Below are 16,462 nucleotides of genomic sequence, written 5' to 3'. Positions count from 1 at the left end.
TCACGGTTGGGACAGCAGTCACGGTCGAGGTGGAAGCAGCGCGGCGAACGCACCGCCGAGGACGGTGATCCGGTCGGCCAGGGGCAGGTCGGCGAAGAGGACCCGGCCGAGTGAATACCGCAGGTCGATGAAGGGGAAGTCAGAGCCATAGATGACCCGGTGTGCGCCCAGCTCGCCGACCATCCGCTCGAGCGCACGGCTGGTGAAGTACGAGCCGCAGATCTCCAGGTAGAGGTTCTGATGCCGGCGGGCCAGCTCGATGACCGTGTCGAAGCCGGCCGGCAGCGCGCCGGCGTGCCCGAGCAGGATGGTGACGTCGGGGTGGCGCTCGGCGACGGCGGCGAGCATCGCCGGGTCGTCGTACGCCGAACCGGTCCAGGTGTGGCTGAGCACCGGCCGTCCGGTGGCCGCCGCGAACTCCCAGGCGGGACCGTAGGCCGGCCCGGGAACCGGGTACTCGTGCAGGCTCGGATGCAGCTTTATGCCGATGAAGCCGGGGTCATCGGCCCACCGGGCCACCTCCGCCTCCGGGCTCTGGTGCGGGTTGAGCGTCAGATAGCCGGCGAGCCGGTCCGGGTGTGACCGTACGGCGGCGGCCGTGGCGGCGTTGCCGGCGGCGGTGTCCAGCTCGATGGCCAGGCAGGAGGAGAGCACCGCCCGGCGCACCCCGCACCGGTCCATCAACCGCACCATCGCGTCGGCGGACGGGTCAGGGATGAAGAATCGGCTGTACGGGCCGACGTGGGCGTGCGCGTCGATCACGTCGGCGCCCGCGAGCGGAACCCGGTTCCGGACCGCCTCCGTGAGCGGGTCGGGGGTCAGCACGGGTCCCCCCCGCCGACAAGCCGCCGCAGGTTGCCGGCGCCGATCGCCGCCACCTCCGCGTCATCCAGCTCCGACCAGAGCAGCCGGGTCACGGCGTCGGCCGGATCGCGCACCGGCAGGCCGGTGCCGAACAACAGCCGAGCGCTCCCGAAGCGCTCCACCAGCCACTCCAGCCCGAGATGGCTGCCCAGATAGGACAGTTCGACGTGGACGTTCCCGGTGCGGGCGAGGACCCCGGCGAGTCGGCGAAGCGCCCGGTATCCGACCTGGCACACCACGACGGGCAGCGCGGGGCGCGCCGCGGCGATCGCCTCGATCTCGGTCATCGACGCCTGGTCGGCGTCGATGAGCACCGGGAGCCGCGCCGCCGCCAGGGCGTCGAGCAGCGCCGCGCAGTCGCTTCCGGCAAGGCCGTAGCCGTGGTCGGCCGGGTAGAGGCGCACCGCCGCGACGTCGTGTCGTCGGGCTGCGGCCACGAACTGTGCTGGTGGCGCCACCTCGCCGCAGCTGTCCGGTAGGCCCACCCAGGCGGGCCGCAACCGCGGCTCGCCGGAAACCTCGGCGAGCAGCTGGGCATTGCCACTGGCCGGGTCGTGCCGCCACGCGGCGGTGTGGGCGACGACCGCCGCCTCGATGCCGAACCGGTCCATCAGCTTCGTCAGCGCCGCGACACTGCCCTCGCCCACGTTGCCCGCCGGGAGCCTGCCGAGCATCGAATTGCAGTCGTACAGGTTCACCGAGTGGCCTTCTCCACGGCGGCGACCACCTCGGCCATCCGTTCGACCGGTGCGAGCAGCAGCTCGTGCGGCAGCCAGACGGTCTCCCGGCAGGCCCGCTCGGTCTCCGGGAGGTGCACACCGTCGTAGCGCCCGGCGAACAGTGGCTGCCGGTAGAGCGGTACCGGATAGCCGGGCACGGCAGGGATGTCGAGCGCCCGCAACGCCTCGACGAACTCCCCCACCGGGCCACGGCCGTAGCGGAACAGGTAGAGGTGGTGGGCATGGACGGTGACCCATGGCGCCCGCCCCTGCGGGGTGACCGTCCCGGGCAGGTGCTCATCGAGGTAGCCGGCGGCCGCCTCGCGGGCCGCCACCTGGGCGGTCAACCGGTCCAGGCCGGCGCGGAGCAGCGCCGCCTGCATCGCGGTCAGCCGGGAGTTCCAGCCGAGAACGTGGTGCTCGTACCAGGCACCGCCGGCCACCCGGCCCTGGTTGCGCAGCGAACGCATCCGCTCGGCGATGCCGTCGTCGTTGGTGGTCAGCGCTCCACCCTCGCCCGCGGTCAGGTTCTTCGAGCCCTGGAACGACCAGGACGCAAGATCGGCGAGCGCGCCGACGGGCCGGTCCCGGTGGCGGGCGCCGTGGGCGTGCGCGGCGTCCTCGACGAGCGCCAGACCGCGCCGTCGGCAGAGGGCACCGAGCGCGTCCATATCCGCCGGATGCCCGCCGAGGTGCACGGCGATGACCGCGGCGGTGCGCGGGGTGACCGCGGCGTCGACCGCGGCGGGGTCGAGACAGTAGCTGTCGGGGTCGATGTCGGCGAACACGGGCGTGGCACCGGCCAGTGCGACCGCCGAGGCGGTGGCGAGGAAGGTGTACGCCGGCACGATGACCTCGTCTCCCGGGCCGACGCCGAGGGCGCGCAGCCCGAGCAGGAGGCTGTCCGTGCCGTTGGCGGCGCAGATCGCGTGCCGGGCGCCCGTGTAGGCGGCCCACCGCTGCTCGAAGTCGGTGACCGCTGGGGCATCGACGCCGTTCCACCTGCCGGAGTCGATCACCTCGCGGACCGCCGTCAGGTCCGCGTCCGTCCACTGTGGCCATGTAGGCCAGTCGCCGGTCATCGCTCCCCCTCGCTATCGATCTGTACTCTCCACCGGCCGGCCGCCGGCAGCGTGACCCGGCTGCCGCCGTCGACCCGGGTCGGGCTGATCCGCACCCCGTCGAGCCGGGTGGCTCCGGCCGCGGCGATCCACAACACGGTCCGGGCGGCGACCTCGGCCGTGACGGTCCAGCGGTCCGCATCGACCGTCAGGCCCACGGCGTCGGCACGGCCTCGCACCAGCGTCCGCCCGGCATGCTCGATCGGGTTACCGGCCCACGACGCCGCGGCGCGCAGCCGGCCGTCGCCCAGTCGCACCACCGACCCGTCCCCGATGACGTCCACGCCACCCGCGTGGGCGATCCGCAGCACCGGGCCGGCCTCCGACAGACTCACCGTGGGACGCGTGGCGGCGTACGGCACCAGCACGTGCCGGGCCCGGCCGGCCGGATAGCGCAGAGTGAGCCCGTACAGCGTCGCCGGCGACGACGCGCCTTCGGCGTCGGGTATCCGGGTCGGACCCGAGTCGGTGCGCACGGCCTGCGGCAGGTCGACGGGGAGCACGAGCAGGGCGGGGCCGATCCCGCCGTGCAACCCGGTGGCCGGATCACCGCTCCACGGCTGGAGGGCACCCAACCGCCAGTCGTACGGCCCGTCTTGATAGTCGTCACTGATGACCCAGTAGGTCGGATCGTCGCGCAGCAGGAGCACGCATCTGCGGTGTGGCGCGCCCCAACCGGTGTGCTCGGCGACCAGCATGTCGCACTCGGGAAGCCTCACGTGGGCGTCGACGCGGGCGTCGTGGTCCTCGCCGACATCTCCGTCGCCGGGCTGGATCGTGTTGTGCGCCCGGGTCGCCCGGTACCAGCCCTGGTACTGCGGATCGTCGTAACTCTCCGGCCCGCCGGGCTCCCAGGCCAGCGCCGCGCCGTGGCCCCACAGCACCAGGTCGAGCGCCGCGTGGTGGCTGTGGCTCTCCAACTCGTGTTCGATGTACGGCCCGCAGTTGACCACCCCGTAGTGCCCGCCGACCCGCAGCACGGCGAACTTGCTCTGCGGCAGCAGGACCGAGCGGGCCGGGGCCGCCTCGGGTGACTCGGCGGGAAGTTCGCGCAGTTCCAGCCAGGCGAGGATCTCGGCGATCCGCTCGGCCGGCAGGTGCGCTCGGGCGACGGCGAGGTACGCCGGGTCGCCGTACAGGTGCCAGCCGCGGAGCAGCGGCTCGGCCACGTGCGGCACGTGCGAGTCGTTGAACGGCGGTACGACTCCCCCGGGTGTGGCCATCGCCAGCAGCCAGTCGTGCATCGCGCGCAGCCGCGGATGCGCCCGCAGGCTCTCGTCGCGCAGCGCCGCGTTCTGCAACCCGGCCAGGCACATGAGGTGGTAGGACGGGCTGCGCTCGTAGTGCCCGCCGTCGGCGTACACGTCCAGCATCAGGTGCTCGTGCAGCCGCTCGCCCGCCACCGCGGACCAGGCCGATGCTTCGGTGAACTCCGGTAGATAGCCGGCGATCTCGGTGAGTACCGCACAGCCGGCGAGCTGCCAGTTGCCGTGCCGGAACGCGTCGTGCTCCTCGGCGAGCCAGCGCGCGCCGCCGAGCAGCGTCGCGACCAACCGGTGCCGGGTCTTCTCGCTCAGTTCGTGACCGAGAGTGTGCAGGGCACCCAGCAGCACCTGCGAACGGCAGGCGACCCCGAGGGTGTACCAGACCACGTCCAGCCCCGGCCACTCGCCGCGTACCTGGTCGCGGACGGCGTACCAGTCGTCCACGATCGCGCCGAACCGTTCGGCGTACCGCCGCTCGCCGGTGAGCGCGTACGCCTGGACGAGCGGGTTGGTCCAGTAGAGGTAGTGGAACCCGTACAGCCCGGACCGCCCATGTGCCGGGTCGGTGAAGTCGAAGGGCTGGTCGAGCAGCGCGTCGGCGGCGGCCAGCACCTCGGCGGCGCGCGGGGTGCCGCGCAGGTGCGCCGCCCATCGGAGCGGATCGCGCACCGGCGTGACCCCGGTACGGGTCGACAGCCGCGCCCGCAGATCCGGCACATCCACCGCGGCGGCGAGCGCTTCCGGGCTGATGTGCCGCATCCGCAACTCGTCGACGTGTCGCGCCTTTTCCACCAGGGTGGTCATGTCAGACGGCCTCCGGTCGGCCCGAGGCGATCGAGCGGTGGATGGCGGCCAACACCGCGGTGACGTGTCGGCTGGACTCCAACGTCACCAACGGTTCACGGTCGTGACGTACGCAGTCGACCAGGTGCCAGATCGCGTCCCGTACCGCGCCGGCCGGCACCCCGTGCACCGTGCGCAGCAGCAGGTTGCGCGGGTACTGGTAGGCGTCCTCGGTGGCGATCTCGATCTGCTCACACTTGCGGTCGAGGTGGATCACGCCCCGCTCACCGATGACCTCGACGAACGAGTCGGTCATCGTGGGGAAGGTGTCCGGGTATGTCCAGCACGACTCGAAGGTCGCCACCCCGCCACCGCGGAAGCGGCACTGCGCCTGGATCGCGTCCGGTGTGTCCACCCCCAGCCCGCGCAGCACGCCGTCGACGGCGGAGGCGTAGACCGTCTCCACCTGGTCGTCGAACATCCAGCAGACGAGGTCGATGTCGTGGCTGGACAGGAACCAGGCGCAGGTGGTCCGGTCCGCCCACGGGATCATCCGGGTCGGGACGTAGCGGGTGTCGTTCTTGCGGGCGTACGCCACCCGGGGGCGGCCGATGTCACCGGCGGCGATGCGGGCCTGCGCCTGGGCGTAGGCGGGAACCCAGCGGTGGTTGAACAGGGTCATCGCCTTGACCCCGGCCTGCCGGACCGCCGCCACCGCGCGCTCGGCGTCACCCGGGTCGGTGGTGAACGGCTTCTCCACCAGCACGTGCTTGCCGGCCTCCGCGGCCGCGCAGACCGTCTCGGCGTGCAGATGGTCCGGGGTCGCCACGACCACGATGTCCACGTCGGCGTCGGCGACCAGCGCGGCGACGTCCGGGTGGACGCTCGCGTCGTACTCGACGGCGAGCTTCTCCGCCGAGTCCCTGGTCCGGCTGGTCACGGCGACGACCCGGGTGGCCGGGTGCTCGGCGAGGACGCTCGCGTGGGCTCGACCCATGATGCCGGCACCGACGATTCCGACACCCAACTGCGGCATGTTCGTCCTTCCCTGGGCCGGTGGCCGCCCCTGGCAGGGGCGGCCACCGGGTGGATCACTTGGCGGCGAGAATGGTGTTCCACTCTTTCTCGGCGTCGGCGAGCGCCTGGTCGGGGCTCTTGGTGCCGGTGAGCATCGCCCGCACGTTCTCCCGCCAGCGCTCGGTCAGCTTGTCGTCCTTGCCGGTGCCGAGGAAGCCGAGCTGGAGCTTGGGCAGCTCGTCCGCGACGAGCTTGCGGGCTTCGTCGTGCAGGTTGCCCGGCTGGAAGGTGCTGAACTGGGGGTCCTTCAGGGACTCCACGGTGGACGGGTAGATCGCGACGAGTTTGCAGAACGCGGTCTGGTTCTCGGCGTTGGTGAGGTAGAGACCGAACTCGGCGGCGAGCTTCGGGTTCTTCGCGCCCTTGGGCACGACGAACGTCTGCTGGTCCGGCAGCACGTAGGTGCCTGCCGCCCCGGTCGCCCCCGGCGCAAGCTTGAGCTTCTTGAAGACATCAGGCGCGTTCTTCTCGATGTTCTTCAGCTGGAACGGCAGGCCGCCGGCCGAGAACGCTACCTGCTGGTTGTCGAGCGTCTGCGGGTACTGGCGGTCATCCTTGACCGTGGTGCCGGGGGCGAGGCCACCCTTGGCGTAGGCGTCCTTCCAGGCCGAGAGGATCGCCTTCGCCTCGGGTGTGTTGAAGGCAGCCTTGGTGCGGTCGGCCGACAGCATCGGCACGCCCTCGGCCTGCATCACCGACACGTCGGGGATGCCGTTCATGCCGTACACCTTGGGCGTCGCCTGGTGCAGCTTCGTCGCCCACTGCAGCGCCTCGGTGAAGGTCTTCGGCGGGTTGTTGACGTCCAGGCCGGCCTTGCTGACCAGTTCGCTGTTGTAGATCGAGACCGGTGCGCCGCCGTTGTACCAGGGCAGGCCGATCAGCTTCCCGTCGGGCTTGAGCGGCTCGAGCAGGTTCGGCACGTACGCCTTCTGCTGTTCGTCGGTGACGTACGGGCTGAGGTCGGTCAGCGACGGGATGAACTCCTCCAGGTCGACGTTGGTCAGGTTGACCACGTCAGGCGCCTTACCGGCCGCCACCGCGGCGAGCAGCTTGGGCTTCACCTCGTTGCCCGGCACGTCCACCCAGGTGAGCTTCGCATCCGGGTGCTGCTTCTTGAATCCGTCGATGAGCCCGGTGATGTAGCTCTCGAAGTTCTTCTTCAGATTGATGGTCCAGAACTCGAGCTCGGTGCTGTTGGTGCTGGACTTGTCCTTCTCGGTCCCGGCGACACAACCGGTCGCAAGACCGAGCGCGAGCCCGGCGGCCAGGGCTCTGGCCAGCAGCGAAGTAACCCTCACGGCAGACCTCCATTGGTCCTAGGGGTTGGGCGATCGGTCGGGCCGCCGCGAGGGCCCGGGAAGGAGCCCGCATCGGTGACCTTGACAGTGCCTAAGGGGCGAAATAGGGTCCGGACAACATTTCGGCGGTCCTTAAAGTTTGTTGCGGACAAAGGTTAACCATCACGCTCGGCCTGTCAAGGGGTTCAATCGACTGACGGTCCACCCACGAAGACTGACGGCCCACCCATGAAGGAAGTGCGGCATGACGATGACGGTGGTGCCCGCGCCGGCGGAGACGGGGCACTCGGTCGCCCCTCCCGGCCGGAACCGGCGGGTCCGACAGCACTGGGGTGCAACCCCGTACCTCTTCCTGCTGCCCGCTTTGACCCTGCTCGGCGTCTTCTTCGTCTGGCCCGCGGTCACCGCCGTGCAGCTCGCGTTCTACGACTACCGGGTGGTCTCGCCCGCCGAGTTCGTCGGCCTGGGCAACTTCAGCCACATGCTCGGCGACGACCGCTTCTACACGGCACTGACGAACTCCGGCCTCTTCTTGATCGGCATGCTGCCGATCCTGGTCGTCATCCCGCTGCTGCTGGCGGTCCTGGTCAACCTGCCGCTGCGGGGGATCAAGGTCTTCCGCCTGGTCTACTACCTACCGGTGGTCACCTCAATGGTCGCCGTTGCCATCGCCTGGAACTACGTCTACCACCAGCGCGGGATCCTCAACTGGCTGCTCAACACCCTCGGCCTGCTCGATCAGCCGGTGCAGTACCTCCTCGACCCGGGCTGGGCCCTGCCGGCGCTCGTGCTGGTCGAGAGCTGGAAGTCGCTCGGCTACTACATGATGATCTACCTCGCGGGACTGCAGTCCGTACCGCGTGAGCTCTACGAGGCGGCGGCGGTGGACGGTGCCGGGCCGTGGCGCCGGCTGAGCAGTATCACCGTGCCGATGCTGCGCCCCTACATCGCGGTGGTCATGGTCCTCGCGGCACTCGACTCGATGCAGGTCTTCACGTCGGTGTTCGTGATGACACAGGGCGGCCCGCAGGATGGCACCCTCACGCTCGGCTACTACATCTACGACGCGGCGTTCCGCCACTTCAACATGGGCTACGCGAGCGCGATGGGCCTGGTGCTGTGGGCGATCCTCGTCGTGTTCTCCCTCGTCTCCTACCGGTTGACTCGCGGGAAGGCGGCCGCCAGATGAACGATCGCACCGAGCAAGACACCACCCAAAGGCGCGTCATAGAGCCGGGGCGAGCGAAGCGAGTCAGCCTGAACGGGATGAAGCAGGCCGGGTTCTACACCCTGCTCTGCCTCATCGGCGCCCTGTTCATCGGCCCGTTCCTCATCCTGCTCACCAGCGCGCTCAAACCCGCGAGCCAGCCGGTGTACTCGTTCCCCCCGCAGCTGATCCCGATACCGCCGGTGCTCGACTGGTTCGTCGAGTCGTGGACCAAGATCTCCTTCCCGCGCTACCTGGCCAACTCCATGATCTACGAGCTGCTCACCGTGCCGGCATACCTGGTCATCTCGGCGTTGGCCGCCTACCCGCTGGCCCGGATGGAGTTCCGCGGCCGCGCACCACTGTTCGCGCTGATCGTGTCGACGATGTTCCTGCCCGGCGAGGTCATGCTGGTACCGCGGTTCCTCGTCGTGTCCGAACTCGGCATGGTCGACACCTTCGCCGGCGTCGTCCTGCCGGGGCTGCTCTCCGCCTTCGGGGTGTTCCTTCTGAAGCAGGCCTTCGAGCAGGTCCCGCGGGAACTGTTCGACGCGGCCCGAGTGGACGGCTGCAACGAGTGGCAGATCTTCTGGCGGGTGGCCGTCCGCCAGGTCACCCCGACCCTCGCCACGCTCGCGATTTTCGGTTTCATCAGCGTGTGGAACAACTTCATCTGGCCGCTGGTCGTGCTCAAGAGCGAGGACAAGTACCCCATCGCGCTCGGCCTGGCCTACCTGCAGGGCATCTTCGGCACCGACGTACGGTCGATGGCCGCAGGAACGGTGATCGCGGTCCTGCCCATCGTGGTGTTCTTCATCGCCATGCAGAAGCACTTCGTCGACGGCATGCGCGGGGCGGTGAAGGGCTGATGGCGCGGATTGGCCTGGTCGATCTGGACACCTCCCACCCCGGCGCGTTCACCCCACTGCTGCGGGCGATGGACCACGACGTGGTCGCGGTGTGGCACCACGGACCCCACGGACCGGCGGCGGAGTTCGCCGCCCAGCACGGCATACGGCACGTCTTCGACGACCTGTACCCCATGGCCGACGCGGTGGACCTGGCCCTGGTCTCCGGCGCCGACTGGTCCACGCACATCGAGCGGGTCACGCCGTTCGTCGCCGCCGGTCGGGCGGTGCTGCTGGACAAGCCGTTCGCCGGGAACGCCGCCGACCTGGCGCAGCTCGTCGAGTGGGCCGGCCACGGCGTACGGCTCTCCGGGGGCTCCTCGCTGCGCTGGGCGGTGGAGCGTGACCCGGACGCCGAGTTCGCCCTCGCCGGCTGTTCCGGTCACGAATTCGACTACGGCATCCACGCGTACTCGCTGCTGCACGGGCTGCTCGGACCCGGCATGCGGCGGGCACGGTGGCTCGGCGGGCGCGGCCAGGCCCGGGTCGAGATCGCCTGGGCCGACGGGCGCACCGGGATGGTGTCGGTGGGGGAAACCCCGGCACGCCACCCCTTTTGGGCGACCGTCCTGTCGGGCCGGTCCGTGCGTCACGTCGAGGTCGACCCGTCCGCGCTGTACGAAACGATGCTGCACGCCGTCGTGCCGTACCTGTCCGGGCAGGCTCCGGACCCGATGCCGATGTCCGCCCTGATCGAACCGGAGCTGGCCGCCCTCGCCGGGTTGTGCTCGCGTTACGACGGCGGCCGCTGGGTCTCCTTCGACGACCCGGACCTGGCCGGGGTGGAATACGACGGGCCCGCGTTCGCCGCCGCGTACCGACGGGCGAAGCTGCGGTGAGGCCGACGGACGTCCGGGTGGCGGACGTCACCGTCCGGTTCCGCGACGTCCCGTTCGCCGCCCCGCTGGTGCTGAGCTCCGGACCGATCGACGGGCTCACCGAGGCGACGGTGACCGTCGAGGTGGACGCCGCCGGGCGGCACGCGTCCGGCACCGGCAGCGTGCTGCTGTCCCACCCCTGGGCCTACGGCTCAACCGGGCACGACGATGCCGGCGACGGCTCGACCGGCGGCAGCCGCGGCAACCGCGACACCGTGATGCGGTCGGCGGTGGCCGCGCTTGCGCAGGCGGTGCTGGGCAGCGCCGGTGATCCGCTCAGCATCGGCGCGGCCCTGCTCGACGCGCTGCCCGACCTGCCACTGCCCCGGCTGGCCGCCGAGGTGTGTCTCGGCCCGGTCGACGCGGCGGTGCACGACGCGTGGGCGCGTGCCGCCGGCCGTTCCGCCTTCCAGCTGTACGCCGACCCGTACGTGCCCGACCTGTCCGCCTTCCTCGGGCCGGATTTCGCCGGTCGGTACCCGGTCGACTATCTGGCCCCGCGCCCGCCCGCCCGGCTGCCGGTGCAGTGGGTGGTCGGGGCGAACGATCCGCTCGACGGGCTGGCCGGCGCGCGCTGGCTCAAGGTGAAACTGGCCGGCGCCGACCCAGCCCACGACGCGGCACGGGTGATGGCCGTCCAGGCCGCGGCCGGCCCGGGCTGCCGGCTGGCACTGGACCCGAACGAGGGCTACCGGACCGTGTCGGACGTCACCGCGCTGCTGGACGCGCTGCCACCCGGCCTGACCGTGGACTACGTCGAGCAGCCGCTGCCCCGGTCGGCTGCGGTGGCACCGCCGGGCAACGGCATCCCCGTCCTGCTCGACGAGGGGCTACCCGACCCGCGCCGGCTCAACGAGGTGACCGGCTGGGACGGCGTGGTGGTCAAGACCTGCCGTGGGCAGACCGCGGCGCTGCTCACCTACTGCTGGGCGCGGCAGCGCGGGCGGTACGTCGTGCAGCAGGACCTCACCCACGTCGGTGCCGCGCTGGAACACGCGGCGGCGTTCGCCACCCGGACCGTCCGCGCGGTCCCCGCCTTCGAGTGCAACAGCCTGCAGTACGCCCCGGCCGGCAACGACGAACTCGCCCGCCGCCGGCCGGAGCTGGTAACCGTCGTGGACGGCACGATCGACGTGTCCGGCTGCGGCAGGGAGGGCATCCGATGATCGAGGCACGCGCCGTCTTCCCCGAGCCGGGTTTCTTCCGGCCACCGAGCGGGGCCGCCGTGCATCATCCACCGGCCGCCGCCGCGGCAGCGGCCCGGGTGGCCGGCCTTGTCGGGCTGCCCACCCGGGTGGTCGACGGCGGATCGGGGTGGTGGGTCGTCGCGGGCGCGACGCCCGCGCCGGTACTGACCCCGCCCGACCGGCCCGACGGGTTCGCGCTGGCCGTCACCCCCGATCGGATCGAGCTCACCGGGCGCGGCGCCGCCGCACTCGGCTACGCCGCCGCGTCGCTGGCCGACGGCGGCCTGGCCTGCCGGCGCCTGGTCGACTTCGCCGATCTGGCCGTGCGCGGCGTTCATCTGGACCTGAAGGGGCCCGCGCTGGCGCCGTCGTACCTGGACGGCCTGCTCGCCCGGCTCGGTGCGCTGCGGGTGAACACCCTGCTGGTCGAGTACGAGGACAGGTTCCCGTACCCGGCGGAGCTGGACCTGGCGGCACCGGATACCGTCGATGTGCCGGCACTGCTTGCCACCGCGGCACGCCACGGCATGACCGTCGTTCCGCTGGTGCAGTGCCTCGGCCATCTGGAGTACGCCCTGCGCCGCCCGCGCTGGCGCAACCTCGCCGAGGACGACCGGCATCAGCAGCTGTGCCCCATGCTGCCGGGGTCGCTCGAGTTCTTCGCCGGCACGCTGGACGCGGTCCTCGCCGCGCACCCCGAGGCGGACCTCGTGCACATCGGCGGTGATGAACCCTGGTCGCTGGGCGCCTGCCAGCGCTGCGCCGGCCAGCGGCGACCCGACCTGTACGCGCAGCACGTCGCCGCCGCCGCGCGAGTGGTGATCGAGGCCGGTCGGCGCCCGGTGGTCTGGGACGACGTGCTCTACGCCGAGCGCGACCCGGCCCTGGTCGACGCGCTGCCGGCGGAGACCGTGCTGATGCCGTGGGAGTACGCCGCGACGGGTCGGACCGGCTGGGCGAGGTGGGGCAACCCGCAGACCGTCGTGGCGACCTCCGACCTCGTCGCGTCGGCACCGCCCGGGGCGCCCCTGGTGCCGGTGGCGTCGTTGCCGCCCGAGGAGCGCCGGCTGATCGAGACGGTGAAATCCGGGGACCACCCGCTGCCCTGGGCCCGGGCGCTCGCGGCCCGGGGCCGTACCGTGATCGGCGCCGCCGCGGCGCGTGGCGCCGATGGCCCGAACGCGGCACATCCCCACTGGTCCCGGCGGTTGGCCAACGTCGGCATGTGGGCCGCGCAGGCCCGCTCGCTGGGCATCGAGGGCGTGGTGAGCACGGCGTGGGCGGCGTACGACACGGTCAGCCCGCCGTGCGAGCCGCTGCCCACCGCGGAGCCCGTGCTGGCCGCCTCGGCGGCCCGGTACTGGAACGTTGACGCGGCGGTAGCGCTGCCCGAGTGGTGCCGAGTGGTCGAGAACGGCACGGTGCACGAGTTGCGGGCGGTGTGCGACTCGGCCGCCGACCCGCTCGTGCGGGCCTGTGCCCGACACCGGCTGCTGACCATCGCGACGGACGAGGTCGCGCAGACGGCGGCCTGGCACCGGGGCAACGGCGCCGATGATCCGGCGGCGTCAGCCGCACGGGCCATGGCGGAAGGGTCGGCGGACCGGCTCATCAGCGAGTGGCGCGCATGGCAGGAGGAGTACGCCGAGGCGCTCCGCGACGTGTACGCCGGCGAGGGCGGGGCGGTGGTCGCCGCGGCCAAGGCCGCCGAGCCGGTCCGCCGGCTCGGCGGCGGGCAGTGAGCCCGGCCGGCCACCGGAACGTCCGGCGGCCGGCCGGTCACACCACCTCGATGTCGCCCAACTCCGGGTACGGCGCGTGGGGCTCGCGCTGGTACCAGAACGCGGTCGAGGAGATGTCGTCGCGCAGCGGCAGGTACCGCCCGTCGGGTCGCCAGCCGAGTGCCTGCACGGTCACGCGCAGGTCGGAGCGGAAGTGGATCGGGTCGGGGATGTGCCATCGGTACATGCCAAACCGATTGGGGGTGTGGCTGCCGGTGATGACCTGTGGCATGCCCAGGAACGGCGTCGAATACTCCCGGTAGGCCCCTGCGGGCTGCTCGAAGGACCAGGCGCCGCCGAAGTAGTCCTCCGTGCCGGTTCCGCAGATGGTCGGGAACTCGATGTCGCCGTCAAGGTAGAACTTGACTTCGCCCTCGCCCCACCAGCCGGCCGAGTTGGCCTGCCAGGCGAGGTACGTTCCGACGTAGTGGCCCCGACCCCGCACGCCGTCGAGGATGACGTGCGGTTCGGCCCACGCGGTGGGGTGCGAGCGGCGCCATGAGGCGTGGAAGTACGCCGCGTCGTCAGGCACCGGGGACAGTTCGTAGGTGACCTGGTAGTAGAGGTTGACCGGGGTGTGGTGGCGGCTCTCCACCTCGATACGCGCGGCCTGCCGGAACGGCATTGGCCAGTACGAGTTGTACCCGCCGTTGGGGTTGACCGCGACCGGGAACGAGTTCACCAGCGTCGGGACGTTCCAACCGGAGCAGAAGAAGTCACCGAAGGGCACCTCGACGCTCGGATGCTCCTCGCCGTCCCAGTACATCCGCAACACCAGACTGCGGTCGGCGCCCGGTGGTCGCGCGAACCAGATGTGCTGCACGGTCCCCGGGCCGGTGAGGTCGGCGATGACCTGGGGCGCACCCGGGGCCAACACCGCGTAGGGCGAAAGCTTCCAACCCTGACCCAGGTCCCAGGCGGCCGAAGCGTTCGGACCGTCGAGCGCCGCTCCACCCCGACCGGGCTCGCCGGTCGGGTTCTCCGCGCTGACCGACCGGGTCACCGCGTCCCGTATTCGCCACAACTCAAACAATCTCAGCCCCCAGCCCAAACAACTCCACGGCATTGCGACACGCGACCCGTTCGGCCCCCTCATCGGTCAGGTTCGCGGGATCGCCGCCATGCTGAGGAACCATGGGCGCGGGTGGGCCGAATTAAGGCCTCGGCCGAAACTAGGGAAAGCCTGACTGCATGTCAAGGTGGGGCAGGTGCAGGCCCACGACCTGACGGCTGAACAGCCACCAGGTCGGGAAGGGAAGCTCCGTCGAGGTTGGCTCTAGAGATCGGAGCGAATTCCTTGTAGGTTCCGGCTACGACCGAAACTCCATCCGTTGCGTCTGCCATCGGAGGTACCGAGTGCTCGAACCAGTCCGCCGCGCTGTGCGGGTCGCCGTCATCGGCGTCTGCCTGAGCCTCTTCGCCCTGCCTGCCCCGTCCGCTTCGGCTGACTCGTCGGTCACGACGGATGGCCTGGCACTCGGCCGTTGCACCGACCCGCAGGGCACCATCACCGACCTCGGCCCGGCGAGCATGAACAACGCGCCGGGCAACGCCGAGCTCATCGGCGACAAGATGTACATGGTGACCCGTGGGCTGTCGCCCAACGTGGTCGGTGTCTACGATCTCGCCACCGACCGCGTCACCACCCACTACGAGATCCCGACCGGCATCGGCGCCTGGGCCACGGCCACGATCGGCACGGACCTGTACGTCGGTACCCACCTCCCCTCCGACCTCTACAAGGTCGACACGGTCAGTGGCGCGGTCACCAAGGTGGCCTCGTTCGACGACGACTACATCTGGAACCTCGCCGCCTCGCCGGACGGCAAGATCTATCTCGGCTTCTCGCAGAGCGGTCGCGTCGCGGAGTACGACCCGACGACCGGGGCCACCCGGGACCTGGGCATGGCGACTGCCGGTGAGCAGTACGCCCGCAGCATCGCTGCGGACGCGACGACCATCTACGTCGGGGTCGGCTCACACGCCCACCTCGTCGCGATCGACCGGGCCACCGGCGCCAAGCGGGAGATCCTGCCACCCGAGCTGGCCGGCCGCGACTTCGTCGCCAGCATGGCCGCCAGCGGCACCTACCTGGCGATGGGCATCTCCTCCAACGGCGAGCTGCTGGTGATGGAGAAGGCGAACCCGGCGGACTATCAGATCGTCAAGGCGTCCGTGCCCGGCGAGAAGTACATCACCACCGAGGTCATCGACGGCGACGACGTGTTCTTCGCCGGCCGACCCTCAGGCTCCTTCTACCGGTACAACATCACCAGCGGGAAGCTGGACGTGCTCGGCGTGCCGTACCCGGAGATGGCCACCGCCCGGCTGCTGGCGCATGGCGGCAAGATCTACGGGCTGCAAGAGGGCGCGGTGTTCGTCTACGACAAGGCCACCGGCACGATGGAGTACCGCAACCTCGTGCAGCGGGGCTTGCGGGCCGCGCCGGAGCAGCCGATGACGCTGCTCTCCGACGGGCAACGGGTCTACGTCTCGGGCAAGGGTGGTGTTCAGATCCACGACCTGGGCACCGGGCAGCAGTCGCGGCTCGGCCTGCCCGGTCAGCCGAAGGCGATGGTCGCCGTTGACGGGCGGATCTACATGGGCGTCTACACGCAGGCGCTGCTGTACGGGTACACGCCGGGCGCGGAATCCGCGGAGCTGCTGGCCAGGGTCGGCAACAACCAGGACCGGCCGCGGGACATGGTGTACGACGAGAGCGGCGGGCTGCTGGTGATGCCGACGCAGCCGGAGCCGGGGCATCCCGACGGCGCGCTGTCCATCTATGACATCGCCGCCAAGAAACTCGACGTGTACCGGCCGGTGATCGACCGGCAGACCGTGTACTCCGTGACGGTGGACAAGGGCGTGGCATACCTCGGCTCGTACCTTCAGGAGGGCTTCGGCCTGCCGCCGGTGGCGAAGCAGGCCACGCTGGCCGCGTTCGACCTGAGCGAGCGGCGGGTGCGTTGGCAGCTCGACCCGGTACCGGGCGCGACGTTCATCGCCGACCTGGTGCACCTGCACGGCCGCATCTACGGGGTGACCGACAACGGGGTGTTCTTCGAGGTCGACCCGGTCCGCCGCCAGGTGCTGCGTACCGTGCAGGTCGGCACGGCTGGCGGTGACCTGGTGGTCAAGGGCCTGGCGATCTACGGCACCGACGGCAACCGGGTGTACCAGGTCGACCCGGTGACGCTGGAGGTCACCACGGTCGTCGACGGTCTGGCCGGCGCCTGGTTCGACGGCGCCAAGCTCGCCGACGACCCGGCCGGCTGCGCCCTGTACACGGTGCGGGACCGCAACCTGATCCGAATCGCGGTCTCCGGGCGTCCCTGGCGCTCTTCCTGATCCCCGGGGTGGCGTGCCGTCGG

13 protein-coding genes are annotated in these 16,462 nt (G+C 70.9%); 6 read left to right on the top strand and 7 right to left on the bottom strand.

The genetic code is table 11. From position 1 onward, the window contains the following. Nucleotides 1–18: 18 nt before the first annotated feature. Genes GA0070624_RS16545 through GA0070624_RS16520 form a run of 6 tightly spaced genes read right to left on the bottom strand, consistent with a single transcriptional unit; the run spans nt 19 to nt 7,127 of the window. Entirely contained in the window at nt 19–825 is an 807-nt protein-coding gene (locus tag GA0070624_RS16545) for an amidohydrolase family protein (protein ID WP_218105168.1), read from the bottom strand. Further along, nucleotides 819–1,562 carry an amidohydrolase family protein gene (locus tag GA0070624_RS16540; protein WP_218105167.1) on the bottom strand — a complete coding sequence of 248 codons (744 nt, stop codon included), beginning with the start codon at nt 1,560–1,562 and terminating at the stop codon, nt 819–821. Before GA0070624_RS16540 ends, GA0070624_RS16545 begins: the two co-directional genes overlap by 7 nt. Further along, nucleotides 1,559–2,665 (bottom strand): DegT/DnrJ/EryC1/StrS family aminotransferase, encoded by a 1,107-nt coding sequence (locus GA0070624_RS16535; protein WP_091342119.1) that lies wholly within the window; start codon nt 2,663–2,665, stop codon nt 1,559–1,561. The genes GA0070624_RS16540 and GA0070624_RS16535 overlap by 4 nt, the downstream gene beginning before the upstream one ends. After that, nucleotides 2,662–4,773: a heparinase II/III family protein gene (locus tag GA0070624_RS16530; RefSeq protein WP_091342116.1), complete on the bottom strand. Its 2,112-nt coding sequence runs from the start codon at nt 4,771–4,773 to the stop codon at nt 2,662–2,664. Before GA0070624_RS16530 ends, GA0070624_RS16535 begins: the two co-directional genes overlap by 4 nt. Nucleotide 4,774: 1 nt before the next feature. Next, nucleotides 4,775–5,788: a Gfo/Idh/MocA family protein gene (locus tag GA0070624_RS16525; protein ID WP_091342113.1), complete on the bottom strand. Its 1,014-nt coding sequence runs from the start codon at nt 5,786–5,788 to the stop codon at nt 4,775–4,777. A 55-nt stretch (nt 5,789–5,843) separates the two neighbouring features. Next, the gene (locus GA0070624_RS16520; protein WP_091342111.1) at nt 5,844–7,127 is read right to left on the bottom strand and encodes an ABC transporter substrate-binding protein; all 1,284 of its coding nucleotides are present in this window, start codon (nt 7,125–7,127) and stop codon (nt 5,844–5,846) included. Between the two features lie 244 nt (nt 7,128–7,371). Between GA0070624_RS16520 and GA0070624_RS16515 the strand changes: the two genes are divergently transcribed. The 5 genes from GA0070624_RS16515 to GA0070624_RS16495 all read left to right on the top strand — a co-directional run bounded on the left by GA0070624_RS16515 (nt 7,372) and on the right by GA0070624_RS16495 (nt 13,049). Further along, entirely contained in the window at nt 7,372–8,316 is a 945-nt protein-coding gene (locus GA0070624_RS16515; protein ID WP_091342108.1) for a carbohydrate ABC transporter permease, read from the top strand. A gap of 77 nt (nt 8,317–8,393) precedes the next feature. Continuing rightward, nucleotides 8,394–9,203 (top strand): carbohydrate ABC transporter permease, encoded by an 810-nt coding sequence (locus GA0070624_RS16510; protein ID WP_091342105.1) that lies wholly within the window; start codon nt 8,394–8,396, stop codon nt 9,201–9,203. Then, on the top strand, nt 9,203–10,081 hold the full coding sequence (locus GA0070624_RS16505; RefSeq protein WP_091342103.1) for a Gfo/Idh/MocA family oxidoreductase: 879 nt from the start codon (nt 9,203–9,205) through the stop codon (nt 10,079–10,081). Before GA0070624_RS16510 ends, GA0070624_RS16505 begins: the two co-directional genes overlap by 1 nt. Next, nucleotides 10,078–11,286 (top strand): enolase C-terminal domain-like protein, encoded by a 1,209-nt coding sequence (locus tag GA0070624_RS16500; RefSeq protein ID WP_141715052.1) that lies wholly within the window; start codon nt 10,078–10,080, stop codon nt 11,284–11,286. The genes GA0070624_RS16505 and GA0070624_RS16500 overlap by 4 nt, the downstream gene beginning before the upstream one ends. Continuing rightward, nucleotides 11,283–13,049, top strand: a complete 1,767-nt coding sequence (locus GA0070624_RS16495; RefSeq protein WP_091342098.1) for a family 20 glycosylhydrolase — start codon at nt 11,283–11,285, stop codon at nt 13,047–13,049. The genes GA0070624_RS16500 and GA0070624_RS16495 overlap by 4 nt, the downstream gene beginning before the upstream one ends. 37 nt (nt 13,050–13,086) lie before the next feature. On the opposite strand, the gene GA0070624_RS16490 is transcribed toward GA0070624_RS16495, so the two are convergent. Beyond that, entirely contained in the window at nt 13,087–14,112 is a 1,026-nt protein-coding gene (locus GA0070624_RS16490; protein ID WP_245718824.1) for a glycoside hydrolase family 172 protein, read from the bottom strand. A 332-nt stretch (nt 14,113–14,444) separates the two neighbouring features. Here GA0070624_RS16490 and GA0070624_RS16485 point away from each other — a divergent pair, with 332 nt between their 5' ends. Then, complete coding sequence (locus GA0070624_RS16485) at nt 14,445–16,439, top strand: hypothetical protein (protein ID WP_141715051.1); 1,995 nt, start codon at nt 14,445–14,447, stop codon at nt 16,437–16,439. Nucleotides 16,440–16,462: the final 23 nt, after the last annotated feature.

The sequence above is a fragment of the Micromonospora rhizosphaerae genome, from assembly GCF_900091465.1.
In the GTDB taxonomy this organism is placed as follows: domain Bacteria; phylum Actinomycetota; class Actinomycetes; order Mycobacteriales; family Micromonosporaceae; genus Micromonospora; species Micromonospora rhizosphaerae.
The sequence above is the reverse complement of the archived record's forward strand: the minus strand, read 5'-3'. Positions and strand labels throughout refer to the sequence as shown.